Origin of the sequence: Qipengyuania aestuarii, from assembly GCF_019711535.1 — a bacterium.
Lineage (GTDB): Bacteria > Pseudomonadota > Alphaproteobacteria > Sphingomonadales > Sphingomonadaceae > Qipengyuania > Qipengyuania aestuarii.
This window is the reverse complement of sequence record NZ_JAIGNP010000002.1, coordinates 356,728-382,984: the sequence shown is the minus strand read 5'-3', so window position 1 is coordinate 382,984 and position 26,257 is coordinate 356,728. Positions and strand designations below refer to the sequence as shown.

The following is a 26,257-nucleotide window of genomic DNA, read 5'->3' as shown; positions in this document are numbered from 1 at the left end:
CTCCTCACTCTCCTCCGCCCTAGCCTAGGCGCTGCGTCAAGGCGAGACTTTGGCGCCGCAGGAATGCCCTACTTCCCCGTTTTATTGCGCAGCTCCTCCTTTCCCTTGCCGCCAGCTTGGGATAGCCTTGCTCCATGGGAGAAAGACCAACAAGCAGCCGGGCGACGGATTTCGACGTGCTGATCGTGGGTGCGGGCCTGTCGGGCATCGGAATGGCCGCGCATATGAAGGAAAAAACTCCGGAGCACAGTTTCGCGATTGTCGAGCGCCGCGAGGATCTAGGCGGCACCTGGGACCTGTTCCGATATCCCGGTGTGCGATCGGATAGCGACATGCATACGCTTGGGTTCGAATTCGAACCCTGGACCCATGAGAAGACGATCGCGGACGGCCCCGCCATTCTCGACTATCTGCATCGCATAGTCGACGAGCGAGACATTCGCCGGCACATCCGGTTCAATCACAAGGTCATCTACGCAGACTTTCGCGAGGCGGATGCGCGCTGGCACGTGACGCTCGAAATGCCCGACGGTGAGCGCAAGATGCTAACCGCGAACTGGCTCTATCTCGGGTCGGGCTATTACGATTACGATCAGGCTTATGATCCGGGTTTCGAGCTCGGCGATTTCGACGGACAGGTGCTGCATCCGCAATTCTGGCCGAAGAATCTGGACTATGACGGCAAACAGGTCGTCGTCATCGGTTCGGGTGCGACAGCGGTTACGATCGTTCCATCCATGGCGTACACAGCGGCGAAGGTTACCATGCTGCAGCGAACGCCGACTTGGATGTTCTCGCGACCGGCAAAAGACCGTGTGGCGAATTTCCTGAGGAAGGTCCTGCCAGAGAAGGTCGCTTATGCGATCACGCGCTGGAAGAATATCAAACTTCAGGATTTCAGCTTCAAGATGGCTCGGCGGAAACCGAAGAAGATGGCCGCCCTGCTGCACAAGCGCATCCGCAAAACGATGGGCGAAGACTACGATCTGGCCGCCTTTTCACCGCCCTATGATCCTTGGGATCAAAGGCTTTGCCTCATCCCGGACGACGATCTGTTCAGCGCGATAAAGCGCGGCAAGGCAGAAATTGTCACCGGCCACATCAAGGCATTCGAAAAAGGCGGAGTGCGGCTTACCGACGACCGCTTCCTTCCCGCAGACATCGTCGTTACCGCGACAGGGCTCAAGCTGGCGGTCGCCGGCAAGATCGGCCTGTCGATCGGCGGCACCGCGATCGATCTGGCTGACAGGTTCTATTACAAAGGGTGTATGTTCTCGAACCTGCCCAACCTGGCCGTGGTTTTCGGGTATCTCAATGCGAGCTGGACGCTGCGCGCCGACATAAATGCCGACTTCATCTGCCGTGTTCTGAGCGAGATGGCCGAGAAAGGCGCCGATATCGCAGTGCCATACCTGCCCGAGAACCATACTCTGGAAGAGGACAATATCTTCGATTTTTCTTCGGGTTATATCCAGCGAAGCAGGCACCTCATGCCGAAGAACGCAGTCGAATATCCGTGGCGACTGAACCAGGAATATGTGGTCGATCGCAAGCGGATGAAGACGGAGCCGGTCGACGACGGGATCCTTGTGATGCAGAGCAAAGCCAATACTGCCGCGCAGAATGACAAACCTCTGCAAGCTGCCCGGTAGCTTTCCCGCGATTAGCGCTTTAAGCCTCAGGTCATGACCGATCGCATCTATACCGCCGGCCTCGTCGTCATCGGCGACGAAATTCTCTCTGGCCGCACTCACGATAAGAACATCGCCCAGGTCGCCAGCTGGCTTCAGGTACAAGGCATCAGACTGTCAGAGGTGCGTGTAGTCCCGGATGTGATCGAGCGTATCGTCGAAGCGGTCAACGCGCTGCGGGAAAGCTACGATTACCTGTTCACGACCGGAGGTATCGGCCCGACGCACGATGATATCACTGTCGATGCTGTGTCGGAAGCATTGGGGGTGCCAGTCGTCGTGCATCCCGAAGCGCGCGCAATCCTTGAACAATACTATCAGGACAAGGGCGGCGTGAACGAAGGCCGGATGCGCATGGCCCGTACCCCAGAAGGCGCGGAGCTGATCCCGAACAAGATGTCGGGCGCGCCTGGCATTCGCATCGGGAACGTCCACATGATGGCAGGCGTGCCGCACATCACCGCCGGCATGCTCGATGCGCTGACCGGAACGCTGGAAGGCGGCGCCCCGCTGCTCTCTGCGACGGTGGGGGGCTTCATCCCGGAAAGCGAGGTATCCGGCCTCCTCCGCGATGTCGAGAAAGCGCATGAAAACTGCCAGATCGGAAGCTACCCCTTCTTCAAGGAAGGAAAGGTCGGCGCGAACTTCGTTATCCGATCGACCAACCAGGCCGACCTCGATGAATGCGCGGCCGACTTGTGCCGCGGACTTGAAGCAGCGGGTTTCGCATTTACCCACGGCGGAATTTAAGTCGGACTTGCGCACTGTCGTGCTCGGACTAGCCTGAACTGCAATGCTTGAACTTGTCGCCGTCGGATTGTTCGTCGCCTGCGTGGTGCTTTTCAAGCGCGTCGCGGCTGCCGAACGGCGGATCGAAGAACTGAATGATCGCTATCACGAACATGCCTGGCAGCTGCTTGCGCTGGCTTCGGCAACCGGATCTGCAACCAAAGCAGATGAAGATGCCGAGCCAGAACCGCTTGTAGAGCAGAAGCCGGACCTAGTCCCTGCCGTAACCCTGAGCCGAAGCGACGAGCCGGTGCTCGTGTCGCAAGTGCAACCTCCCGAGCGGGAAAAGAGCACCGAGCAAGCCGACGATAGCCAAGCACCACAAAGAAACTTCAGCCTCGATCTCGAGGACATTTTCGGACGCCGCCTCCCCATCTGGGCTGGCGGCATCACATTGGCTTTGGCAGGCGTGTTTCTCGTCCGCTATTCGATCGAATCCGGACTGCTTACGCCGCAAGTGCGCGTTGCCCTGTCTTTCCTTTTTGGCATCGGATTGCTGGTCGCTGCCGAAGTGACTTTCCGGTTCGAAGACCGCGTAAAGGACGAACGCGTTCGCCAGGCGCTGGCGGGCGCAGGACTGGCGACACTCTACGCCGCGTTCTATCTCGCCGGCACGCAGTACGCTTTGATCGGCCAGACGCTGGCCTTCCTGGGGCTCGCCGGTGTGACGGCGCTAGCCATTTTCCTCTCCTATCGCTTTGGCCTGCCAAGCGCGGTGCTCGGCCTCGTCGGCGGATTTACTGCGCCTGCCTTGGTCGGCGGCGATGATGCGAACCTGCCGATGCTGGCGCTGTATCTCGTGCTGGTGACCGGCGGCCTCACGCAGACTGCCAACCGCCAGAAACGCTCGTGGCTGGGTCTCGGCGCGTTGATGGGCGGGCTGGGTTGGGGCGCGCTGCTCCTGATCGGCGGCGACTATTCTTTTTCCGATATCCTCGCTCTGGGCCTATATTTCGTTGTTCTCGGGACGCTGATACCCGCTCTGCTCGATATCGAACAATTCGAGCAGCCTATTCGTTTTGCTGCGGCTGGCGCGGCCGGATTGCAGCTCGCAGTGTTGGTGGACGCGGGAGGCTACCAACCGCTCGCCTGGGGCCTCTATCTTCTGCTTGGCGCCACGCTGGCGTGGTTCGGCTGGAGCAAGCCCGCCATGCGTGCTGGCAGTGCGATGGCAGCGGCAATCGGAGTGGTTCTGCTCCAGCTATGGCCAGCACCCGATCCCTTCTTCTTCGCAGTGGTCGCTGCCGCGCTTGCGATCATTTTCGCCGCGGTCCCGCTCATGCTTCTGCGTCGCGGCAGCGAGGCAGTGCTTGAAGCGCTCAGCACCGCCGCCGTGCCGCTGGTGATCGGCCTGATTGCACTGTGGACCTTCGATACTTTCGACCGCGATGCGCTGCGCATCTGGGAAGGGATCGGCCTGTTCTTGCTGCTGGCCCTTCCCACCATTGCGGCCTTAACTCTGTGGACACGCCGGGCCAATGGGGAGCTGGCAGCCAACCTAGCCAGCGCAGGACTGCTGGCCTTTCTTGCCGCAGCCTGTCTGCTACCCGATGCCACCCTGCCGTTCGCCGCCAGCGCCATTGCGCTTGGTCTGGCCTACATCCTGCGCGAACGCGCCGCCGATAGCCGATCGCTTTCCGCACTCCTCTGGATAGCAGCATTCGGGCCACTCATCCTGCTACCCGTTGCCGATCAGCGGCTGAGCGAGGTCGACACGCTGTTCGATGGGCGGAGCGAAGCTTCGGTCCTGTCTTTCCTGCGCTGGTTCGCCGCTGGGCTGCCCTTTGCCGCGATTGCCTCAATGCGCAGCTCCGTGCGCACGAGAATGGCAGCCGAGTTCATCACAGGACTGCTGCTCTTCGCCGCCTTGGCCCAGATCCTCGCGCCGATTGTCCTGGTCTGGGTGGCGGGGACGCTGGCTGTGGCCATCCGTTACGCCTTGCCAGAGCGGTCTTCCGCTGCGCTGGCGCTGATCGTCTGCATGGCGCTATGGGCCATCACACCTACCGGCGAGTGGATATACGAAGGAACGCGGGCTCTGGCCGGCGATCCGATGCTGCTGACCTGTCTGCCGAATCTGCGGAGCGTGTTCGGATTTATCCTCCCGCTTGCGCTCGCGCTGGCTTTTACTCAAATCAGCATCCCAAGCTATCGCGAACGGCCGATCCCGCTCTTCTTGATCGCTCTGCCATTCGCGCTCATTGTCGCCCACGTCGTGTTCAAGCAGCTATTCGCGCTGAATTCGCTGCCCGACTTTGCCGCGAAGGGTCTTGCGGAGCGGACACTGTGGCAGAGCGCGCTATTGGCCATCGGCTGGGGCATCTGGCTGGGGCTGAAGGATCGCCTGATCGCGACAGCCTTTGTTTCCGCATCGTTTCTCCATTTCCTCTGGTTCACCGTCATCCTGCATAATCCTCTCTGGGAGCATCAGGCTGTCGGGCCAGTCCCCTTGGCCAACCTTGCCCTCGCGGCCTATGCGACTGGCATCGGGGCCTTGTGGTCCGCGCGGCTGTGGTGGCCCGAGTGGCGGCGCTTTACCGACAGCGCGATCATGGCGCTTGCCGCACTCGGCGGCGTGACCTTGCTGCGGCAGGTGTTCGCCGGAACCTACTTCGATATGCTGCCCATGTCTCAGACCGAGGATTTGCTGCGTTCTCTCATCGGTATCCTGCTCGCGATCGCCTTTCTCTTGATCGGGAGCGCGCGGGACGAGCGATTGTGGCGGGTCGGTTCGCTGGTGCTGATGACCGGAACGGTGCTGAAGGTCTTCATCATCGACACTGCGGGGCTGGAAGGATTGCTGCGCATTGCGAGCTTCGTGGCACTGGGCGCCAGCCTGATCGGGATCGGCTGGTTCTATTCCAGGCAATTGAATGCTTCGCCCGCGCCGCAATGAGAAAGGGCCGGAGTTTCCCCCGGCCCTTTCAAATCTGTTCTGTGTAGGAAAGCGCTTTTTATTTGCGCTGTCTCCTATCGGGTATCAAGCGTGAAGCTTACGCGCCTTCGACTTCGCCGAGGTCAACCTTGAGGCCGGGACCCATCGAGCTGGTCAGCGTGACCTTGCGGACATACTTGCCCTTGGCACCCGACGGTTTCGCCTTGACGATCGCATCGGTCAGAGCCTTGAAGTTGGTCTTCAGGTCTTCGTCCTTGAACGACAGCTTGCCGATGCCGGAGTGGATGATGCCCTGCTTTTCAACGCGGAATTCGACCTGGCCGCCCTTGGCGTCCTTCACGGCCTGTTCCACGTTCGGAGTCACGGTGCCCAGCTTCGGGTTCGGCATCAGGCCCTTGGGACCCAGAACCTTACCGAGACGGCCGACGACACCCATCATGTCCGGCGTCGCGATGACGCGGTCATAATCGAGATTGCCGTTCTGCATGTCTTCCATGAGGTCTTCCGCACCGACCTTGTCGGCGCCGGCGGCCAGGGCCTTCTCGGCATTGTCGCCCTTGGCGAACACGGCGACCTTCACGTCCTTGCCGGTGCCGCTGGGAAGCGAAACCATGCCGCGGACCATCTGGTCGGCGTGGCGCGGGTCGACGCCGAGGTTCATCGCGACTTCGACGGTCTCGTCGAACTTCGACTTGTGCTCGCGCAGCGTGGCGAGAGCTTCTTCGACCGTGTAAAGCTTCTCGCTGTCGAGCTTTGCGCGGACCTGCTGGTTCTTCGTCTGCTTTGCCATGTGCTTAGCCCTCCACCACTTCGAGGCCCATCGAACGCGCGGAGCCTTCGATGATCTTCATGGCCTGATCGATATCGTTCGCATTGAGGTCGACCATCTTGGCTTCGGCGATTTCCTTGATCGCGCTCTGCTTGATGGTTCCGGCCGAAACCTTGCCCGGCTCCTTCGAACCCGACTTCAGCTTGGCAGCTTTCTTCAGATAGAACGATGCCGGCGGGGTCTTCGTGACGAAGGTGAACGAACGGTCCGCATAGACGGTGATGACCGTCGGGATGGGAGCGCCCTTTTCGAGGTCCTGCGTGGCAGCGTTGAACGCCTTGCAGAATTCCATGATGTTCACGCCGCGCTGACCCAGCGCAGGGCCGATGGGCGGCGAGGGGTTTGCAGTGCCCGCGGGCACCTGCAGCTTGATGTAGCCTTCGATCTTCTTGGCCATCACTGGCCTCCTTTCACACTGTCGGCACCATCTGACGAGGATGCCTCATGTTGAGCGGTCGAGCGGTCTGCATCCTGACGGATCGCAGTCCTCCCGCGTGGGGTTCCCGTAACTGTCGTTTGGGAAGGCGCGCACATAGCGATTCTGACCGTAAATGCAAGCACGGCCGAAAGTAGGATTGCCCTGCGGTAATCCTACAGGATGGAGCACATGGAGCACACCCCTGAGGCAAATTTTCCGCCTTCCCGATCGCCGCCTGGCGCGCGGCGAAACCGGTGGTGGAGCAGAGGCGATTCATCGGCCAACCCTGCCCCATCAGAGCCGTGTAGGAAATCCCCACCTGCATCCGCCGACGGCCTTGCGCGCGACTTGCCAAGATAAGCGGAAATTTACCTGTTCAGGACTAACCGGGAATACAATTGCAGGGGAAGGCATAGCATGTTTCGAATTACTGTGCAGGTTCGCGACTTGATTTCCAGCAACGTCACGAGCGCTCTCGACGCGGCGACCAATCCGGTGAAAATGCTTTCCCGCCTGCAAAGGGAAATCGAGGATGCCATTGTCGATCTTCACGGCGAGATCACCAAGGCGCGGCGGCAGAAAGAACGGCTGGAAACCGAATTGTCGCAGACCGAAAACCAAGCTGCGGCATGGTCGGAGAAAGCCAAGGTCGCGATGGATCACGGCCGCGAGGACCTTGCGCGGCAGGCCCTGATGGCGCGGGAAGACTGCCGGGAGAAGGAAGAACGGACCGGCCGCGATATCGCCAGCCTCGCGGAAGATATCGCCGAAATCGAAGCGGCGATCGGCAAGCTCGAAACAAAGCGCGAAGAGGTGAGGCAGAAGCGGGCCGATCAGGTGGCCGCTGAGACCACTGCGGCAGGTGCCGCCAGCCATCATGGCAGCCGCACGGAGCGCCGATTGGACCGGATCGACGCGCTCGAAAAACGAACGACTTTCGCCGTGGAGGAAGACGCACAGACATGCGCCAACGCTTCGATCGAGCGCGAGATCGAGGAATTGCGCCGCGGCTCGGCAATCGAGGAAGAGCTTGCCGCCATGCGGCGCGACAGCGCCGCGGTGACGAAGAAAGCTGCGGGCAAAGGCGGAAAACGCACCAAGGCCGCGTGATCACCCGGCAGCAAGCTGTTACGGGATCGGCGCCGGACCAATCTTCCCGGCCGATTGACCGAGAGAAAGACTGCGCATGATACGAACCGACGCACGCGAGCTGGGCTGGGGCCGGTTCATCTGGCAGTTCATCACGATACTGCTGGTCTATTTCATCGCCCAGATCCCGCCGGCATTGATCTGGGGCTTCACGACGGCTGACGGCCAGTTTTCGATTACCTCCACCGGAGCTGCATTGTCCACGGCGGGCGGCATGGCCGGGGCCCTGCTGATGGCCTGGTACTGGCTGCGCCGCGATGCCGCGGTGGAACAGGCGTGGAATCTGAAAGCGCCAACGAGCTGGAGCACCACCCTGGGTTGGGCGGTGGCCGCGACGGTCGCGATCATCGGATGGTTCACGCTCGGCGCGATGCTGGTGGAAGCGATCGGCCTGACCACGCCCGACGTCGGGCAGGTGCTGGGCTGGGTCACCGAAAGCCCGTTCCAATTCGCGCTGTGGATCGCGCTGGTTGCCTTCTTTTCGGCCGGTTTCGGCGAGGAATTGCTGTGGCGCGGCTATCTCATGGACCGGCTTTCCCGCCTTGGCGGCCTGCGCGGCAGGGTCTGGCCGATCATCCTTATCCAGGCGATTCTGTTTGGCCTCCCCCACGCCTATCAGGGGCTGGGCGGCGTGATCATAACAGGCGTGGTCGGCATCGGTCTGGGCTGGCTGCGCTTTCACAACAAGGGCAATCTGTGGGCCTGCATCATCGCCCATGTCGCGGTGGACACGATCATGATGAGCCTGTCATACGCCACCAAGCTGGGCATCATGCCCGCGACCTGACACGAAAAGGGCGCCCTTCCCAGCGGAAGAGCGCCCTATCGAAAATCGTTTCGTAGGGTCTTACTTGACCAGTTCGACCTGTTCGAATTCCAGTTCCACCGGAGTGGCGCGGCCGAAGATCGAAACCGAAACCTTGACCTTCTGCTTGTCGAAATCGAGTTCCTCGACAACACCGTTGAAGCTGGCGAAGGGCCCGTCGAGCACCTTGACCTGATCGCCGATTTCGTAATCGACGCTGACCTGCTTCTTCGGAGCGGACTTCGCCTCTTCGACACCGCCGAAATAGCGGGCGGCTTCACGCTCAGAAATGGCCTGCGGCTTGTTGTTATTGCCGAGGAAGCCGGTGACCTTCGGCGTGTTCTTCACGAGGTGATAGACGTCGTCGGTCATGTTGAGCTTTGCCAGCACGTAGCCGGGCATGAACTTGCGTTCGACCTGCACCTTCTTGCCGCGCTTCACTTCGGTCACGGTTTCGGTCGGAACCTGCACTTCTTCGACGCCTTCGGACAGGCCGAGGCGTTCGGCTTCCGCGATAATCGAATCGCGAACCTTGTTCTCGAAGCCGGAATAGGCGTGGATGATGTACCAGCGTGCCATGTGTCTCGTTACCCCTGTCAGATCAGGCCAGCGTCAGCAGCCAGCGCACCAGGGCGCCGAACAGCGAATCGACGCCGAGGAAGAAGAGCGAGAGGATCGTCATCATGATGAACACGAAAATCGCGATGCGGACCGTGTCGGGCCATGTCGGCCACACGACCTTGCGGCCTTCGGTCTGTACCTGCCGAATGAACTCGGCGGGCGAGGTCTTGTTCGCTTTTGCGACCTTGGCTGTGTTGTCGGCTTTTTCGGCCATGATGAATGCGCTCTCGAAGCTAGAATTTGTGTCGCTTCCGGGATGGGGGTTTCGCCGCCCCGATACAAGGTCGGGAGGGGCTTTTCCTTCATCGATGTCGGAAGACGCAAAGCCGTCTAGGCGGAGCGCAATAAAAACGCAAGCCGTGGGAAGCAGCGCAATTGCGCCTTTTCAAGCGCCCCCCGCATGGCTAGCCTGCGCGCTTCTCGATTACGGGACGCATGAGGGGAAATTCAATGGCAACAAGCCAACCGGCTACGTTCGACGAACGTCTGCTTGGCCCCGTCACCAATGTGGCGGACTTCATCTGGGGTGGAACGTGGAATGGCGAGGCCATTCTGCCCTTCCCCCCGCTGGCAATCATCCTGCTGGGCGCAGGTCTGTGGTTCATGATCGGCCTCCGGCTCTATCCGGTCACGAACCTGCCCGCAGCAGTCAAGAACCTGTTCGCTGGCCGCAAGAGCGGCGGCGCAGGTGAAATCTCCCCTTTTGCGGCGCTTTCCACCGCCCTTTCGGGCCAGGTGGGAACCGGTAACCTTGCCGGCGTCGCAACGGCCATCGCCCTGGGCGGTCCGGGCGCCATCTTCTGGATGTGGATTACCGCGCTGTTCGGCATGGCGCTGGCCTTTGCCGAAGGATCGCTGGCGATCCGCTATCGCGAAACCACCAGCGACGGCACGTATCGCGGCGGCCCGATGAGCTACATCATGCTTGGCCTCGGCCCCAAGTGGACCTGGCTAGCGATCTTCTTCTGCATCGGCACGCTGATCAGCGCGCTGGTCACCGGCAATGGCATCCAGGCCAATGCCGTGGCCGATGGGCTCAACGAATTGTTCGGCATCGAGGAATGGCTCGGTGGGCTGATCGTGGCGATCCTGGTGTTCATCGTGATCATCGGCGGGATCAAGTCGATCGGCAACGTCGCGGAAAAGGTCGTCCCCTTCATGGCGGCGACCTACATCGTGATGGCGATCATCGCGATCCTCCTCAACATCCAGGACATCCCGGAAACCTTCAGCCGGATCTTCGGCGGCGCATTCAACGCGCAGTCGGCCAGCGGCGGTTTCGTGGGCGCGGCCGTGATCCTGGCGATCCGCGCGGGTGTGGCCCGCGGCCTGTTCTCCAACGAGGCCGGTCAGGGTTCGACCCCGATCGCGCACGCGGTGGCGCAGACCGACGATCCGCAGTTCCAGGGCCGCATGGCGATGCTGGGGACCTTCATCGACACGATCGTGATCTGCACCATGACGGCGCTGGTCATCCTGACGGTGGAAGGCAATTTCACGCATAACGGCGCGCCGGTGCTGCATGCCTGGCAAGCCGATCTCGATGGCTTCGCCATGACCAGTGGCGCCTTTGCCGCGGCCTTCCCCTTCGAAATCGGCGCGATCCCGCTGGGCACGCTGATCGCCAGCATCGCGCTGCTCCTGTTCGTGTTTACGACGCTTCTGACCTGGAGCTACTACGGGGAACGGGCGCTCACCTTCATCTACGACCGCATCCCGGGCTCGACCCGTGGCGGCGAGAGGATCCTCCATATGGCGTGGCGCGTGCTGTGGTGCGTGGCCATCTTCGTCGGGGCGAGCCGGGAAAGCGACCTTATCTGGCGCATGGGCGATATCGCCAATGCCGTGATGGTCGTCCCCAACCTCCTTGCACTGGTGCTCCTGTCCGGTGTCGTCTTCGCGCTTTCGCGCGGGGACAAGACTGCGGGCAAGACCTTCACCGCCAAGACGCCCGAGGAACCGGAGGAGTACTGATCTCCTCCGCCTCGCCGGCGGCATAAAGAAGGGGCCGGGAGTATCGCTACTCCCGGCCCCTGTCTTTCATCGTGACTAAACCATTCTTGTCAGCGAGCACCGAACAGACGTGCGAGGAAACCCGGTTCTTCCATCGGGATGATCTTCCCGTGGTGCTTATAGCGAAGGCTGGCATCGCTATAAGTCTTGGGCTTCACCCACCCGTCGGGGCGGCTGCTGCGGTAGGACAAGCTCGACATGGGCAATTCCTCCATGAAATCTTTTCCCTTCGTCCGCTGGGTAGAACCACTTACGCCAGAATCCGGTTCCCGGGCGCGCCATGGAGAAGACGCGATAGCTGTGGCGCGCCTGCAACATTAACCATCGTGAGCCGCGGTTTCCCGGGAAGCAGCGTATATCAGTACAAGCTACTTTTTTCGGTCGATGCCAGCGAAACTATCCGCCCCCGCCGGCAATCCAGCGGTCGATCTTGGCTTCCAGGACCGGAAGCGGCAGCGCGCCGGTGTCCAGCACCTGGGCATGGAAGTCGCGGATGTCGAAGCGATCCCCCAGCTGCTGCTCCGCCCGCTCGCGCAGTTCCTGGATCTTGAGCGCGCCCACCTTGTAGGCCAGCGCCTGGCTCGGAATGGCGATATAACGTTCGACTTCGGCGACCACTTCGGTTTCGGTCATTCCGCTGTTCGCCAGCATGAAGTCGATTGCCTGCTGGCGCGTCCAGCCCTTGGCATGAAGCCCGGTATCGACGACCAGCCGCATGGCACGAAGCTGCTCGTCTTGGAGCGTGCCATAGCGGTTCCAAGGATCGTCGTAGAAGCCCATCTCGTAGCCGAGGGTTTCGGCGTAAAGCGCCCATCCTTCGACATAGGAGGTCTTGCCGCCGAACCGCATGAAAGCCGGAAGGTCCTCGTTTTCCTGCGCGAGGCTGATCTGGAAGTGATGCCCCGGGGCGCCCTCGTGGAGGTAAAGCGTGACATTGCCGGTCGTCAGGCGGCTCGGCAGATCATAGGCATTGAAATAGAAGGTCCCCGGGCGCGATCCGTCCGGTGCCCCGCTCTCGTAGGACCCGCCAGCGCTGAACTGCTCGCGATATTCCTCGTAAGGTTTGATCAGCAGCGGGGTCTCCGGAACGAGCGAGAAATAGTCGCCGATCTTCGCGTCTACCTGCTTGCCGATGTCGTAGTAATTCTGCGTCAGCGCTGCCCGGCTTTCAGGTTTGAACTGCGCATCGGTGCGGACATAATCGAAGAATTCGTTGAGCGTGCCGTCGAACCCGACCTCGGCCTTGATTTCTTCCAGTCCGGTCTTGATCCGCGCGACTTCGGCCAGGCCCAGATTGTGGAGATAATCGGCGGTCAGCGGCAGCGTGGTCGTGTCCTCGATCAGCTGCCGGTAGAGAGCCGGTCCGCCTTTCATCTGGGAGAGACCGACGCTGGTACGCGCCTCGGCATAATATTCGTCACGCAGGAAATCGCGCATGCGCTCATGCGCGGCGTAGATATCCTCGATGGACGCGCGATATTCCGTGGTCAGGCGCGATTTGTCGGCCTCGGAGAAATCGTCCGGGAAATTCGTCACCGGCATCCAGAAGGGCGATTCTTCGATATCCATGGCCAGCTGCGTATCGAGCTGGCTGATGACATTGCCGATCGTCAGCTGTGTCTCCAGCACTCCGCTTGCCAGACCTTCGCGGAAACGGGCGATCGCGCGGTCGCTCAATTCGACATAATTCTCGTGCCGCTTGAGGTTGTTTTCGTAATCCTCGACCGTCTCGAACGGCGCCGCGCTCTGGCCGCTGGCAAAACCAGGATAGAAAGTGTGGAAGCCGGAGAAGTGATTCACCGGGCGCACTTCGGTGACCGCGAGCAGTTCGGGCGCCAAGCCCTTGATCGCTTGGCGCTGGTCGTATGCAAAAACGTCATAGGCAAGCTGGTCGGTCGGCGTCAGGGCACTGCGATCGATCTGGCCAAGCCTGCGCAAGTTCAGCTCGGCATCCGCCCGGCTCGCATCGTTATATTCATCCGTCAGGTAATCGCCGAGCCGGTCGGCATACCGCATGTCCCCGCGGAACAGCGCACTCATCGGATTGAGCGCGAGGCTCCGTTCATCGGCATCGTCGAACAGGGCGAAGAGCGCGTCATGGGCCGCATCCTGAGCGGACGCCGGCGCGGCAGGGTCGGCAACCGCTTCGGAATTGGCCAGCTGTCCGGTTGTCGCGCAGGCGGCAAGCGACAGAGCAGATGCGCCGATGAACGCTATGCGGGTGAATTTCATGTGCAGATTACCCCCTCTGGTTTATCTGCCCACTCTACGCCCAAGCTTCCGCGAAGTGAAATCGCCTGCCGACCGCGGCATTATGCCCTTCGACCAACGACCGGCCTAGTCGGCAATACGGCCGCGCACCATCACCCAGTCGACATCCTCCAGCGCGGTCACATCTTCCAGCGGATTACCCTCCACCGCAATCATGTCGGCGGAATAACCGGGGGCGATGCGGCCGATCTCGTGCTCCATGTGGAGCACCTTGGCGGCATTCGTGGTTGCGGTGGCGAGCGCATCGCGATTGGTCATGCCCTGCCCGACCATCAGCGCGAATTCACCGGCGTTGCGCCCATGCTCGAACACGCCGGCATCGGTACCAAAGGCGATCGGCACGCCCCAGCGGTAAGCCTTGCCCATGAACACCCTGGCTATTTCGGCCACGTCGCGGATCTTCGTTTCGACCGTGGGCGTATAGACACCTTGCCCGAGCCGTTCCGTCACGCCCTGGAAAGCCATGAGCGTCGGAATCAAAACCGTTCCGTTATCCTTCATCGCCTTCGCGGCGGCTTCGTCCAGATAGGTTGCGTGCTCGATCGTATCGATGCCCGCCTTGGCAGCCGCTTCGATCCCCCGCGCCCCATGGGCATGGGCCATGACATCGAGCCCCAGCGAGTGGGCCGTATCCGCGATGCTTTTCATCTCCGCGTCGGAGAAATGCGCTTCCAATCCCCTACCCTGCTGGCTGAGAACCCCGCCCGTGGCAGTGATCTTGATGATATCCGCGCCGTTCTGGCTGGCGCGCCGCACCTTCTCGGCACATTCGACCGGCCCGGTGCAACTGTAACCGCTGGACAGGATGGCGTTGATTTCCGGTTTGAAGCCAGAAACATCCCCATGACCACCGACGATAGCCAGCGGCGGACCTGCGGCAATGATGCGCGGCCCCTGGATCAGACCTTCCTCGGTGCCGCGACGTAGCGAGAAGGCAGTGTGCTGCGCGCTGCCGGCTTCGCGGACGGTGGTGAACCCGGCCTTCAGGGTCTTTTCCGCATTCTTGACGCCGACCACGACGCCCCATTCATCCGGCTCCACCGCTTCGCGCCAGAAGTCCCCTCCCGGATCACCGGTCAGATGAACATGCAGATCGATGAGGCCTGGCACCAGCGTCTTGCCTTCCAGATGGACCATCTCGGCGCCTTCCGGGGCTTCCGCCCAGCCTTCCTCAACACTCACGATGCGCCCGTCGGTGACCGTCACCGTCGATCGCCCCATCGGTGCGGTCGACGGATCGGTGATCACCCGGTCTGCGTGGATGATTGTAGTTTCGGCAGACAAGGCGCTCGCGCTGGCGAGCAGACTGCCGACGAGGCCCAAAGTGATAGCGCGCATGAATTCTCTCCTCCTGTCGCCTTCGGTGATGCCGTCTCCGCCCGCCACCGACAAGCCCCCCCCGGTTTGCCCTTTGTGCATGGCTCGTTATGAAAGCTCCCGCAATTCAACAGGAGAGGATCGCACATGAAACTTCGCCCTATGGCCGTCGCCGCATCACTGCTTGCGAGCGCTTCGATCGGTGCTACCGCGCAAGCGCGCCCGATGACGCCGGAAGATGTCGCCAAGCTCGAAAGCGTCGGCACTATCGCCGTTTCGACCGACGGCAGCCGCATCGCCTACACGACCGCCAGCCTGCCCGACATCACCGATGGCGAGGATAACGGCAGCTTCAAGCAGCAGCTCAAAATGGCATATGCGCCGATGACCGCACGGGATTTCCTGCCCGACGACATCAGCGTTTCGGGAATCGCCTTCTCCCCGGACAGCCGCATGGTCAGCTTCGTCTGGGCCGACGAAGGAGAAGACCGGGCCGTCTGGGGCATACCCGTCGATGGCGGTGCACAGCGCAAGCTGGCCGCGGTCGAAGATGCGAACGTTCGCTCCTACGCCTGGGCGCCCGACGGTTCGCGTATCTGGATGCTGGCATCGGCGAAGGAAAACGAGGATCGTGAAAAGCAGGCCGAAGCAGGGTTCAATGCTATCGTGTACGAAGAGGAGGCGCGCCTCAACCGGCTGTTCTCTGCCAGCTTAGGCCAGGAAGTCGATGGCGATCCGGTGGCGGTCACGATCCCGGGCTACGTCAGCGGTTTTCGTATCGCGCCCGGCGGCAAGACCGCAGTTGTCGACAGCGCGCCCACGCCGCAGATCGATGATGCCTACACCTCCAAGCGGGCGCATGTCCTCGACCTGGAGACCGGCAAGGTGCTGCGCGTGATCGAAACGCCTGGCAAACTTGGCGATATCGAAGTGTCGCCCAATGGCCGCCAGCTTTCGATGATCGCAGGCGTCGACATGAACGATCCCGCCGACACGACGCTGCACCTGGTCGATGTCGCGACCGGCACCTATCGCGCACTCAACGCCGGTGCGCCGGAAGCAGCGGTCGATGCGGAATGGCTCGCCGACGGCCGCCTCGCGGCAGTCATCCACAAGGGAGCGCAGAGCGCTCTGCGTATCTACAATCCCGATGGTACCGTTGCCGAAGAGCATGACGGCGGCGCATTAATCCTCTCGAGTGTCGAGGCCGGTGGCAACACCCTGGCGGTGGAAGCAAGCAGCCCCAGCCATCCGACAGAACTGTTCGTGTGGAACAATGGGAGCTTCAATCGCTGGACGCGGCACAATCCCTGGCTCTCCGAAATCGACTTCGGCACGCAGCGCACGTTCCGCTATAACGCGCGAGACGGTCAGGAAGTCGAAGGCGTCCTGATCGAACCGGTCGGGGGAGCCCCACGCGGCGGCGCCCCGTTGATCCTAAACGTTCACGGCGGACCGGAAGCGCATGACAGCAATGGCTGGGTCACGGGCTATTCCTCTCCCGGGCAGGTTGCCGCGGGCCAGGGTTATGCGGTGTTCCTCCCCAACTATCGCGGTTCCACCGGCTATGGGACAGCGTTCTCAAAGCAGCACACGGGCAATTATACCGACCCTGAATTCACCGATCTCGTCGATGCCAAGCGCGCCCTCGTCAGCGAAGGTATTGCCGATCCGGATCGCACCGGCGTGACCGGCGGATCATACGGCGGCTATGCCACTGCTTGGTCGTCGACAGCCCTGTCCGATGAATTTGCTGCCGGTGTGATGTTCGTCGGGATCTCGAACCAGATTTCGAAGTTCGGTACCACCGATATTCCCTACGAGATGTACAACGTGCATTCAGGCAAATGGCCGTGGGACGACTGGCAGGGCATGCTCGAAGTCAGCCCGATCTATCACGTAGACAAGGCCAATACGCCGCTGCTCATCATGCACGGCGAAGAGGATACGCGCGTTTCGCCCAGCCAGAGCTATGAACTCTATCGGTCCATAAAGGTGCGCAAGCCTGAAGTGCCGGTTCGGCTCGTGCTTTATCCGGGCGAAGGCCACGGCAACTCCAAGGCTGCCTCGCGCTACGACTACAATCTGCGGATGATGCGCTGGTTCGACACTTACCTGAAAACGGGCGACCGGGATGCTCCGCTTCCCGATAGCAGGCCCGAACTCCCGGCTGGAACGACCGGGGCTGGCAAGGCAGAAGACTGAGGAGGAGAGGGCGGCCATTAGGTCGCCCTTTTCACATTGCCGGCGTTATCTCAGCCCAATGATTGCCATTCGCGAATTGCCTCGATCGGCCAGAACAGCATCACCACATTGAGCGTAAGATTGTCGCGGATGATCCACAGGGTCAGCAGTTCCAACAGCACTGCCAGTGCGACGCTGACCTTCCACGGCAGACGGAAAGCGATGAGGAAACCAGCCATCATCCAGCCGATGTCCGCCATGGAATTGACGATACTGTCCCCGACATAGCCGAAGCTGACCGTTACTTCGCGGTACCGATCGATGATCATCGGCGTATTTTCCACCACTTCCCAGATTGCTTCGATGCCGACCGCGATTGGCAGGGCCCATTTCGCCAGCCGACCTCCGAACACGCTCCAGCGCAACCAAAGCAACCAGGCCAGGAAATACATGATCAAGCCATGGATAAAATGGCTCGGGCTGTACCAGTCCGTTATGTGCTGGCTGTTGCCCGAAGACTGCACCACACCATGCCATAGCTTGATGTCACCGCAGGTGCAGATGAGCGGGCGGTCCATGGCCAGCAGGATAGCCAGCGTCGCCAGGAACAGCGCCAAGGTGGCGAGCCAGGCGCCCCGATGGGCGGCAAGCGGGTTCCCCGTCAGCGAAGCGCGACCGGTCACCCGCCAGCCCCCGTCTTCAGAAGGTGTAGCCGACGCCAAGCGCGACGAGATACTGGTCATCATCACCGCGGATGCTGGTGAACGGCGTATCGGCCGCGTCTCCCACAAGTTTCGTCCACCCGCCAATGCCGACCAGTGAGAGGCCGCCATCGGTAAGGTCACCACTCAAATCGTGAGCGACCAGCAGGTTGAGGCCATAGCTTTGCATTCCGCCCTCGGCATTGAACCCGGGGAGCACGTCCTCGGCGGGAAGAGCAGCGTTGGTCGAGGGAACCGAATAATAATAATCAGCGAAATCATCGTCCACGAAGCTGGTGCTGAACGATAGCGAAGCTGCGGTCGCGCGGCTGACCGGCGTAAAATAGGTCACCGACGGACTGATCGTGCGGCCATCATGAGCGCCCGCAACATCCCAAGTGGCGTCGAGCGAAAGGCTGAGGCTGTCGAAGGGGTTGAGCAATTGCGGGAACTTCACCCCGACCGAAGCGCCGACCTCGACAGCGCGATCGAGCTCGCCGTAAGCTGCAACGACATCGTCGTTGATGTCATCGGCGTCGACACGGTCGTTGCGCAGGCGGACCATCGGGCCGGCGGAAAAGGAAACACCTTCCGCCGCGTCGGGGATGAGATCGAGCGCCAGGCCGGCGGGGCGCGGATTGATATCGATGCCCCATACAGAACCCTGGACGATCGGCAGGACGTTCACATTGTAGTCGTCGCTGCCTGAGTAGCTGGGGTTGTAACCGACACCGACGCCGACGCTGAGAAAATCGCCGTCGAATACCGTGCCTTCCTCTCCGGTCGGAAGCGGTGCGGCAGTGTCAGTCTGCTGGGCGGCAGCAGGCGCGGCCAGCGCGCAGATAGCAGCGGCGGCGATCGCAGGCACGAAACGAATCATTCAATATTCCCTCAATTTATTCCTGGCAGACACAGGAATGCGTTATCTGGTATGCCCGCGTTAGTAGAAAAGGACGTTGCCGCCAATGCATGGCGCTTCTAATCCATTTCCCGATGAATTCTGAAAATATCGATCTTGCCATCGTCGGGGGCGGCCTTGCCGGCGGATTGATTGCCTTGGCCGTGCGAGATTATGCACCGCAGCTCACGGTAGGTCTGTTCGAAGCAGGTGAGAGCTTCGGAGGCAATCACCGCTGGAGCTGGTTCGAGGGAGATTTGGACGCGCGCGGCACCAAGCTGATGCAGAGGTTTCGCAAGATGCAGTGGAGCGGGGGCAACGAGGTCCGTTTTCCCGCTTACAGCCGATGCCTGCAAAGCGATTATCGTTCGCTCGGCAGCCGCGATTTCGACCTCGCACTGCGGCGTGAACTGCCACAATCGGCAATCCGCACGTGCGCAAAGGTGATGGGGCTGGACAGCGAGGGAGTAACCCTCTCGGACGGCAAGCGCGTTGCGGCTGCAATGGTTCTCGACTGCCGGGACGCTCAGCCGAGCGAGCATCTTACCGGCGGATGGCAGGTTTTCCTCGGCCAGAACCTGAAGACGGATCGCCCGCACGGGGTGGATCGTCCGGTGATCATGGATGCGGCCGTCGATCAACCGGGCGCCTATCGCTTCGTTTACTTATTGCCGCTGAGCGACGACGAAATCTTCGTCGAAGACACGTATTATGCAGACAGTCCGCAGCTCGACGCGCCGCTTCTGCGCCAGCGCATCGCTGATTATGCCGAGGAACAACGCTGGCGATTCCAGGTCCTGCATGAGGAGACGGGTGTGCTACCTGTCGTCACCGGCGGGGATTTTTCAGCCTATCGTGGATCATTGGCCCAACCGGGGGTGGCCTTGGCGGGAGCGAAAGGCGGCTTCGTCCACCCCCTGACAAGTTACACCCTGCCCATCGCCGTCGAGAACGCTCTGGCGATCGCCGAAGCAGCCCGCGAAAATCTCGCACGTCTGCCCCAACTGGTCGACGAGCGGGCAAAATCGCACTGGCAGCGTACCGCCTATTACCGGCTGCTTGGGAAAATGCTGTTCGAAGCGGCGGAGCCGGAGGAACGATATCGGGTATTCGAGCGCTTCTACCGACTACCGGAATCTTTAATCGAACGCTTTTACGCCGCCCGCTCAACCCCGCTCGACAAGATGCGTATCCTCACCGGAAAACCGCCTGTGCCCATCGCCCGCGCCATGAAGGCTCTGCTTGGCAAGGGCGCTCCGCTCGTCCAAGGAAAGTGACCATGAACGCCGAAACGCCGTATCCGCCGGTCGCCTCAGATCTTCCCAACTCGCCGACGCTCCCAGCATCGACCGGCAAGAACGCCTGCGTGATCGGATCGGGCTTTGGCGGTCTTGCTCTTGCTATCCGGCTGCAGTCTGCCGGGATCGCCACGACTGTCATCGAAGGTCGGGACAAACCCGGTGGGCGCGCCTACTATTGGGACCGCGATGGTTTTACCTTCGATGCGGGACCCACGGTTATCACGGATCCCGACTGCCTGAGGGAGCTGTGGGCATTGACCGGCCACGATATGGCTCAGGATATCGAGATCATGCCGGTTATGCCATTCTACCGGCTCAATTGGCCCGACGGCACCAATTTCGATTATTCTAACGACGAAGAACAGCTCTTCAGCGAAATCGCAGAGCTCAATCCCGCGGATGTCGCCGGGTACCAGCGTTTCCTTGAATATGCCGAGGGTGTTTACGAGGAAGGCTACGTCAAGCTGGGCCATGTGCCCTTCCTCGACTTCAAGTCGATGATGAAGGCTGCCCCTGCCCTCGCCAAGAAACAGGCCTGGCGCAGCGTCTATTCGATGGTTTCAAGCTATGTCGAGAACGAGAAGCTGCGGGAGGCGCTGAGCTTCCACACGCTGCTGGTCGGCGGCAATCCGATGAAGACCAGCAGTATCTACGCGCTCATCCACAAGCTGGAGAAAGACGGCGGCGTGTGGTGGGCCAAAGGCGGCACAAACAGGCTGATCGCGGCAATGGTCGCCCATTTCGAGCGCATCGGCGGCACGATCCGCGTGGGTGATCCTGTGACCCAGGTCCACACGCTGGGTAACAAGGCCAGCGAAGTGGAAACTCAGTCCGGCTTCAAGCAACGCTTCGACGCGGTAGCCAGCAACGCGGACATCATTCACAGTTACAAGGACCTGCTGGCAGGCACCAAGCGGGGCGCGAGTTATTCGAAAACGCTCTCGCGCAAGAAATTTTCGCCAAGCCTGTTCGTCGTACACTTCGGGATCGAGGGAACCTGGCCCGGGATCCCGCATCACATGATCCTGTTCGGCCCCCGTTACAAAGGTTTGCTTGAGGACATCTACGATCACGGCGTCTTGCCGGAGGATTTCTCAATCTACCTTCACCATCCCAGCGTGACCGATCCAAGCGTGGCACCTGAAGGAATGAGCACATTCTATGCGCTGGTTCCCGTCGCTCATATGGGGAAGTTGTCGATCGACTGGGACGAAATGGGTCCCGTTCTCGAAAAACGCATTCTCGACGAGATCGAGCGCCGACTGATCCCTGATTTGCATGGACGGATAAAGACCAAGTTCCATTACGCGCCGAGCAATTTCGCAACCGATCTCAATGCGCATAAAGGCAGCGCCTTCAGTCTTGAGCCGCTATTGACCCAGAGCGCATTTTTCCGCGGGCACAACCGCGATGACGTGCTGGACAATTTCTATCTCGTCGGGGCAGGGACGCATCCAGGAGCCGGGATACCCGGCGTAGTTGGTAGCGCCAAGGCGACCGCCGGCTTGATGGTCGAGGATTTGGTTCAGGCATGAAGCGTTTGGCAGTTTATTGCGGTTCGGCATCGCCGAATGATCCGCGGTATATCGAACTTGCCCGGGAAGTGGGCGCCGGCCTTGCAAAGCGCGGCATCGGTGTCGTTTACGGTGGAGGCCGACTGGGCCTAATGGGCGCCGTCGCTTCCGGTGCGCTTGATGCAGACGGCGAAGTGATCGGCATCATTCCCGAGGCACTGGCCAGTAGCGAAGTCGCCAATCACGACTGCACCGAATTGCACACGGTCGGCGGAATGCACGAACGCAAACAGAAGTTCACCGACCTGTCGGACGGCTTCATCACGATTCCCGGCGGCGTGGGCACCATGGATGAACTGTGGGAAGCGGTAAGCTGGGCGCAATTGGGCTATCACACCAAACCGGTCGGACTGCTCAACTCCTTCGGCTTCTACGATCATCTCATTGCCTTCAACCGCCACATGGCAGAGGTCGGTTTCGTGCGCCCTGCCCATCAGGGGATAATTCTGGCAGAAGAGACGTTAAGTGCGTTGCTCGACAAGATGGAAACTTATGAGCCGCATACTCCGATCTTCAAGATGAAGGCAGCCGACCTCTGAACAAGCCCCGCCCCCTTACGACGCAGAACCTTCGCCCCACCTACACCAGGGCTGGTGGCGGGCGGGACCGGTATGCTTTGGTTGAAAAGGCGCTGGAGTCCATCGAAGTCGGCTCACACAGTTTTTCCGCAGCCTCAAAACTGTTCGACAAGACTACACGCGAGCGCAGCTGGCTGCTGTATGCCTGGTGTCGCCGGTGCGATGACATTGCGGACAATCAGGAAAAGGGCGGTCCTCTGGGCGATCAGGGAACGCCCAAGGACGCCGAGGATAGAATTCAGGCAATTCGCGTGCTCACTCGCCGCGCACTCGAAGAACAGCCAACGGCCGACTTCGCCTTCGACGCGTTCGGACTCGTGGCCAAGGAATGCCATCTCGACTACGACATGGCCAATGATGTCATCACCGGCTTCGCTATGGACGCGACCGGCTTCGCCCCGACCAACGAACGGGACATGATGCGTTATTGTTATCATGTCGCCGGTGCTGTCGGGATCATGATGGCCCATATCATGGGCGTCCGCTCGGACGACGGAGAGACGCTGGACAGGGCCAACGACCTTGGCCTTGCCTTCCAGATCGCCAATATCAGCCGTGATGTCGTGGAAGACGCCGCTGCCGGGCGTGTCTATATTCCCGCGGACTGGTTGGCCGAGGCAGGTCTTGCCCCGGGAGAGCATGCGAAACCCGAAAATCGCTTCATTCTCGCCAGTATCATGCCGCGCATGATCGCGCTGATGCAGAAACATGAAGATGCAGCGCGTCTTGGCGCAAAAAATCTTCCCTTTCGTTCGCGCTGGGCGGTTCTCGCAGCGGCCAATATCTACGGTGCGATCGGCCGCAAGGTTCTCGACCGCGGGCAAAAGGCCTGGGATAGCCGTACTCGCGTCAGCGGGCTGGAAAAGGCGTGGCACGTTACCACGGCTTTCTTCGAAGCGCTCCGCAACAACCCTCCCGGGCCCGACGAACCCATCACGTGGTCGCGGCACGATTATCGGCCGCTCGCAGGCTGGTAGCTGCCCCCACCGCTTGATGGATCGAGCGGCTGCCGCTAGCGCATTCGTATGATCACGAAACTGCTTATCGCCAATCGTGGCGAGATCGCCTGCCGCATCATTCGTACCGCCCGTGAGATGGGCATCGCAACGGTGGCCGTCTATTCCGATGCCGATGCAAAGGCGCTGCACGTGCGCAGCGCTGATGAAGCGGTGCATATCGGCCCGTCTCCCGCAGCGGAAAGCTATCTGGTCGGAGAAAAGATCATTGCAGCGGCCAAGCAGACAGGGGCGGAGGCGATCCACCCCGGCTATGGGTTTCTGTCCGAAAATGCCGCTTTCGCCCAGGCTGTGATCGATGCCGATCTGATCTGGGTCGGCCCCAAACCCAGCAGCATCGATGCGATGGGGCTTAAGGATGCTGCCAAGAGACTGATGCGCGAGGCAGGCGTTCCTGTCACTCCCGGCTATGAGGGTGAAGACCAGTCCGTGGAGCGCCTCAGCAAGGAAGCAGACGCTATTGGCTATCCGGTACTGATCAAAGCCGTAGCGGGCGGCGGCGGCAAGGGCATGCGCAAGGTCGATGCGCCCAGCGATTTCGAGGCCGCATTGGCAAGCTGTCGGCGAGAAGCCAAAGCCAGCTTCTCCAACGACGAAGTGTTGCTCGAAAAGTGGATCACCTCGCCTCGGCATATCGAGGTGCAGGTCTTCGGGGATGCCCACGGCAATGTGGTCCATCTGTTCGAACGCGATTGCTCGCTCCAGCGCCGGCACCAGAAGGTGATCGAGGAAGCCCCCGCCCCCGGCATGGACGAAGCGACGCGCGAAGAGCTTTGCGCCGCGGCCGTACGCGCTGCCAAGGCAGTCGATTACGAAGGCGCAGGCACGATCGAATTCATCGCCGATGCCAGTGAGGGCCTGCGCGCCGACCGCATCTTCTTCATGGAAATGAACACACGCCTACAGGTCGAACATCCGGTGACCGAGGAAATTACCGGCGTCGATCTGGTCGAATGGCAGCTGCGTGTTGCAAGCGGAGAACCAATCCCTGCAAAGCAGGAAGATCTCTTCATCGACGGCCACTCGATCGAGGCGCGCCTTTATGCAGAAGATCCTTCAAACGGCTTTCTCCCCTCGACAGGCCCTCTGGAGCACTTCCACCTCGGGATCGAAGGCCGCATAGAAACAGGTGTCGAAGAAGGCGACACGATTTCACCGTTCTATGATCCCATGGTCGCCAAACTTGTTGTGTGGGGGGAGACGCGCGGCGAAACCATCGATCAGCTGGCGGAGATCGCTGAAAGAGTCGAAATCTGGCCCGTGAAAACCAACGCCGCGTTCATTGCAAATTGCTTGCGCGACGACGATTTCGAACAGGCCAATCTCGACACTGCTTTTATTGCAGAGAAGATGGACAGTCTGGTTTCCTCCGACACGGCGGGTGATTCAATTTGGCAAAGTGCGGCGGACTTCATTGCGCTGAGCGAAAGCGAGGACCACGAGGACTTGCCCATCGGCCTGCGCCTCAATGGACCGGGCGTGCTGGCCACGACGCTCCATCACAAGGGGGAGACGAGGAAGGTCGTCGCGGGGCGCACAGTGGCCGACAGCGAAACGACTGGATTTGTCGACCCCGCAAGAGCGGTGGTGTTCGCCGACGGCCAGAGCTTTGTTTTCGAACGTGAATCGCGAGGTTCGGGCGCAGCTTTAGCGGGCGACGGCGCCATCATCGCACCGATGCCCGGCAAGGTCATCACAGTCGATGTCGCCGAAGGCGAAACTGTCACTGCGGGCCAGCGTCTCATGGTGCTCGAAGCGATGAAGATGGAACACGCGCTCACCGCGCCGTTCGGCGGGACCGTAACCGAGCTTTCCGCAAGCGAAGGCGATCAGGTTCAGGTCGACGCGGTCCTCGCCGTGGTCGAACCGGACGCAGATTAAATTTCGCGCAGCCTGACAGTGACGTTTGGCTGCGCGTTCAGTCTTCCACTTTCTCGCCGAACAACGCGCCACGCTCGCTGAAGAGGACGAAGGCTAAGCTCAGCACGGCCGTGCAGAGCAGCGCCAGGGCGAGCGGTCTCGCGGTGCCATCGTAGACATAACCGATGAAGGAACCGAGCGCGGCGCCGCTCGTCAGGCGAAGGAAGCCCTGAGCGCTCGACGCGGCGCCAGCGATCTTATGGAATGGCTGCAGTGCGATGCTGCCGAAATTGGCGCCTATGAAGCCGAGCAGGCTCATGTTCGCCGCCATAAGCGGCACGAAGGTCCACAGCGTTTCGTCCGGCTGACTGGCGAAGTAAAGCTGGGCGATCGCAACTGCGATGAAAGCGAAAAGACCGGCATGGCTCACCTTGCGGGCTCCGAAGCGTTCGACGATGCGGCTGTTCGACCAATTGGCGATGGCCATGCAGCCTGCACAGATCGCAAAGATCATCGGGAAGCGATCGCCTGCCCCGAATGCCTCGCCGATTAGCTGTTGGCTGGAATTGATGAAACCGAACAATCCGCCGAAAACCAGCGCACTTCCAAGCGTGTAGCCGATTGTCTCGCGGAGCGTCACGGCGCTGGTCATATTCCGCAGGATCGTGGGCAGGTGGATTTCCTGCTTGTCTTCCTGATGAAGCGTCTCCGGCAGGCGGAAATAGACCCACAGCGTCATGATGCTTCCTGCCAGCGCCATCGCTCCAAAAATCCAGCGCCAGTCACCCATAAGCTGCAGGACGGCCTGACCAATCGAAGGAGCAACGGCAGGGACAAGCAGGAAGATGACGAAGATCAGGCTCATCATGCGCGCCATCTTGTCGCCGCCAACCCGGTCGCGAATGATAGCGGGAGGAAGCGCGATGATACCGGCGGCGAAGAAACCTTGCGCCGCGCGCAATATGACGAGCATGTCGAAGCTGGTCGCCAGGGCGCATCCGATCGAGAAGACTATGTAACAGGCCAGTGCCACGAACAATACGGGCCGCCTGCCATAGCGGTCGGCGAAAGCACCGGGTACCAAAGTACCGAACCCAGCCGCCAACAAGTAGGCGCCAACAACGAACTGGCGACTGTTTCCGGTCGCCCCCAGATCGCCCGCCAGTGCATCGAGCGCCGGCAGAATGGCGTCGATTCCGAAGGCGTTGCATGCCATCAGCAGCGCCATCATCCAGATCAGCTCGCGCTCGCCCACGGCTGGACGGCGGGCGCTATCGGGAAGCGGCCGTTCGCCGCTGGCTAGGTGATCGTTTCGCATTTGCACAAAATGGCGCGTGGACCACAAG

Annotated in this window: 22 protein-coding genes; 12 read left to right on the top strand and 10 right to left on the bottom strand. The window is 60.9% G+C overall.

The window, feature by feature from the left end; translation table 11 throughout:
- Positions 1 to 134 precede the first annotated feature (134 nt).
- From K3175_RS07050 to K3175_RS07040, 3 genes are read left to right on the top strand one after another with little or no spacing between them, the layout of a single operon-like run.
- Positions 135 to 1,652, top strand: coding sequence for a flavin-containing monooxygenase (locus tag K3175_RS07050; protein WP_221542663.1), 1,518 nt, complete (start codon positions 135 to 137; stop codon positions 1,650 to 1,652).
- Positions 1,653 to 1,685: 33 nt separating this feature from the next.
- A complete protein-coding gene (locus K3175_RS07045; protein ID WP_221542662.1) occupies positions 1,686 to 2,441 on the top strand; it encodes a competence/damage-inducible protein A in 756 nt (251 codons plus the stop codon).
- A gap of 43 nt (positions 2,442 to 2,484) precedes the next feature.
- On the top strand, positions 2,485 to 5,376 hold the full coding sequence (locus K3175_RS07040) for a DUF2339 domain-containing protein (RefSeq protein WP_221542661.1): 2,892 nt from the start codon (positions 2,485 to 2,487) through the stop codon (positions 5,374 to 5,376).
- Positions 5,377 to 5,473: 97 nt separating this feature from the next.
- Here the strand turns inward: K3175_RS07040 and rplA are convergent, their stop codons facing one another.
- Both rplA and rplK read right to left on the bottom strand, forming a co-directional pair.
- Positions 5,474 to 6,166 carry a 50S ribosomal protein L1 gene (rplA, locus tag K3175_RS07035; RefSeq protein ID WP_221542660.1) on the bottom strand — a complete coding sequence of 231 codons (693 nt, stop codon included), beginning with the start codon at positions 6,164 to 6,166 and terminating at the stop codon, positions 5,474 to 5,476.
- A gap of 4 nt (positions 6,167 to 6,170) precedes the next feature.
- Positions 6,171 to 6,602, bottom strand: a complete 432-nt coding sequence (rplK, locus tag K3175_RS07030) for a 50S ribosomal protein L11 (protein WP_221542659.1) — start codon at positions 6,600 to 6,602, stop codon at positions 6,171 to 6,173.
- A 438-nt stretch (positions 6,603 to 7,040) separates the two neighbouring features.
- Between rplK and K3175_RS07025 the strand changes: the two genes are divergently transcribed.
- Together K3175_RS07025 and K3175_RS07020 are read left to right on the top strand one after the other, a co-directional pair.
- Positions 7,041 to 7,733 (top strand): PspA/IM30 family protein, encoded by a 693-nt coding sequence (locus tag K3175_RS07025; protein WP_221542658.1) that lies wholly within the window; start codon positions 7,041 to 7,043, stop codon positions 7,731 to 7,733.
- A gap of 76 nt (positions 7,734 to 7,809) precedes the next feature.
- Positions 7,810 to 8,559, top strand: a complete 750-nt coding sequence (locus tag K3175_RS07020) for a CPBP family intramembrane glutamic endopeptidase (RefSeq protein ID WP_221542657.1) — start codon at positions 7,810 to 7,812, stop codon at positions 8,557 to 8,559.
- Positions 8,560 to 8,619: 60 nt separating this feature from the next.
- Here K3175_RS07020 and nusG read toward each other — a convergent pair whose 3' ends face one another.
- Together nusG and secE are read right to left on the bottom strand one after the other, a co-directional pair.
- A complete protein-coding gene (gene nusG, locus K3175_RS07015; protein WP_221542656.1) occupies positions 8,620 to 9,156 on the bottom strand; it encodes a transcription termination/antitermination protein NusG in 537 nt (178 codons plus the stop codon).
- Between the two features lie 22 nt (positions 9,157 to 9,178).
- Complete coding sequence (gene secE / locus K3175_RS07010; protein ID WP_221542655.1) at positions 9,179 to 9,412, bottom strand: preprotein translocase subunit SecE; 234 nt, start codon at positions 9,410 to 9,412, stop codon at positions 9,179 to 9,181.
- Positions 9,413 to 9,648: 236 nt separating this feature from the next.
- Between secE and K3175_RS07005 the strand changes: the two genes are divergently transcribed.
- Complete coding sequence (locus K3175_RS07005) at positions 9,649 to 11,172, top strand: alanine/glycine:cation symporter family protein (protein ID WP_221542654.1); 1,524 nt, start codon at positions 9,649 to 9,651, stop codon at positions 11,170 to 11,172.
- 89 nt (positions 11,173 to 11,261) lie between these two features.
- Here the strand turns inward: K3175_RS07005 and K3175_RS07000 are convergent, their stop codons facing one another.
- The 3 genes from K3175_RS07000 to K3175_RS06990 form a co-directional block, all read right to left on the bottom strand.
- Positions 11,262 to 11,426, bottom strand: coding sequence for a hypothetical protein (locus K3175_RS07000; protein WP_221543212.1), 165 nt, complete (start codon positions 11,424 to 11,426; stop codon positions 11,262 to 11,264).
- Positions 11,427 to 11,607: 181 nt separating this feature from the next.
- Positions 11,608 to 13,443 (bottom strand): DUF885 domain-containing protein, encoded by a 1,836-nt coding sequence (locus K3175_RS06995; RefSeq protein WP_221542653.1) that lies wholly within the window; start codon positions 13,441 to 13,443, stop codon positions 11,608 to 11,610.
- Between the two features lie 105 nt (positions 13,444 to 13,548).
- Positions 13,549 to 14,820, bottom strand: a complete 1,272-nt coding sequence (locus K3175_RS06990; protein ID WP_221542652.1) for a metal-dependent hydrolase family protein — start codon at positions 14,818 to 14,820, stop codon at positions 13,549 to 13,551.
- Between the two features lie 126 nt (positions 14,821 to 14,946).
- Between K3175_RS06990 and K3175_RS06985 the strand changes: the two genes are divergently transcribed.
- The gene (locus K3175_RS06985; RefSeq protein WP_221542651.1) at positions 14,947 to 17,004 is read left to right on the top strand and encodes a S9 family peptidase; all 2,058 of its coding nucleotides are present in this window, start codon (positions 14,947 to 14,949) and stop codon (positions 17,002 to 17,004) included.
- Between the two features lie 50 nt (positions 17,005 to 17,054).
- Here the strand turns inward: K3175_RS06985 and K3175_RS06980 are convergent, their stop codons facing one another.
- Together K3175_RS06980 and K3175_RS06975 are read right to left on the bottom strand one after the other, a co-directional pair.
- Positions 17,055 to 17,666, bottom strand: a complete 612-nt coding sequence (locus K3175_RS06980; RefSeq protein WP_345719336.1) for a DUF2585 family protein — start codon at positions 17,664 to 17,666, stop codon at positions 17,055 to 17,057.
- 16 nt (positions 17,667 to 17,682) lie between these two features.
- Positions 17,683 to 18,564 carry a MipA/OmpV family protein gene (locus K3175_RS06975; protein ID WP_221542650.1) on the bottom strand — a complete coding sequence of 294 codons (882 nt, stop codon included), beginning with the start codon at positions 18,562 to 18,564 and terminating at the stop codon, positions 17,683 to 17,685.
- 89 nt (positions 18,565 to 18,653) lie between these two features.
- Between K3175_RS06975 and crtY the strand changes: the two genes are divergently transcribed.
- The 5 genes from crtY to K3175_RS06950 all read left to right on the top strand — a co-directional run bounded on the left by crtY (position 18,654) and on the right by K3175_RS06950 (position 24,932).
- A complete protein-coding gene (gene crtY / locus K3175_RS06970; protein ID WP_247710773.1) occupies positions 18,654 to 19,859 on the top strand; it encodes a lycopene beta-cyclase CrtY in 1,206 nt (401 codons plus the stop codon).
- A gap of 2 nt (positions 19,860 to 19,861) precedes the next feature.
- Positions 19,862 to 21,418 (top strand): phytoene desaturase, encoded by a 1,557-nt coding sequence (locus tag K3175_RS06965; protein ID WP_247710772.1) that lies wholly within the window; start codon positions 19,862 to 19,864, stop codon positions 21,416 to 21,418.
- A complete protein-coding gene (locus K3175_RS06960) occupies positions 21,415 to 21,996 on the top strand; it encodes an LOG family protein (protein WP_221542649.1) in 582 nt (193 codons plus the stop codon). The genes K3175_RS06965 and K3175_RS06960 overlap by 4 nt, the downstream gene beginning before the upstream one ends.
- Before the next feature lie 77 nt (positions 21,997 to 22,073).
- Entirely contained in the window at positions 22,074 to 23,012 is a 939-nt protein-coding gene (locus K3175_RS06955; protein WP_247710771.1) for a phytoene/squalene synthase family protein, read from the top strand.
- Positions 23,013 to 23,060: 48 nt separating this feature from the next.
- Positions 23,061 to 24,932, top strand: coding sequence for an acetyl/propionyl/methylcrotonyl-CoA carboxylase subunit alpha (locus tag K3175_RS06950; RefSeq protein ID WP_221542648.1), 1,872 nt, complete (start codon positions 23,061 to 23,063; stop codon positions 24,930 to 24,932).
- Between the two features lie 37 nt (positions 24,933 to 24,969).
- Here the strand turns inward: K3175_RS06950 and K3175_RS06945 are convergent, their stop codons facing one another.
- Positions 24,970 to 26,229 carry a multidrug effflux MFS transporter gene (locus K3175_RS06945; RefSeq protein ID WP_221542647.1) on the bottom strand — a complete coding sequence of 420 codons (1,260 nt, stop codon included), beginning with the start codon at positions 26,227 to 26,229 and terminating at the stop codon, positions 24,970 to 24,972.
- Positions 26,230 to 26,257: the final 28 nt, after the last annotated feature.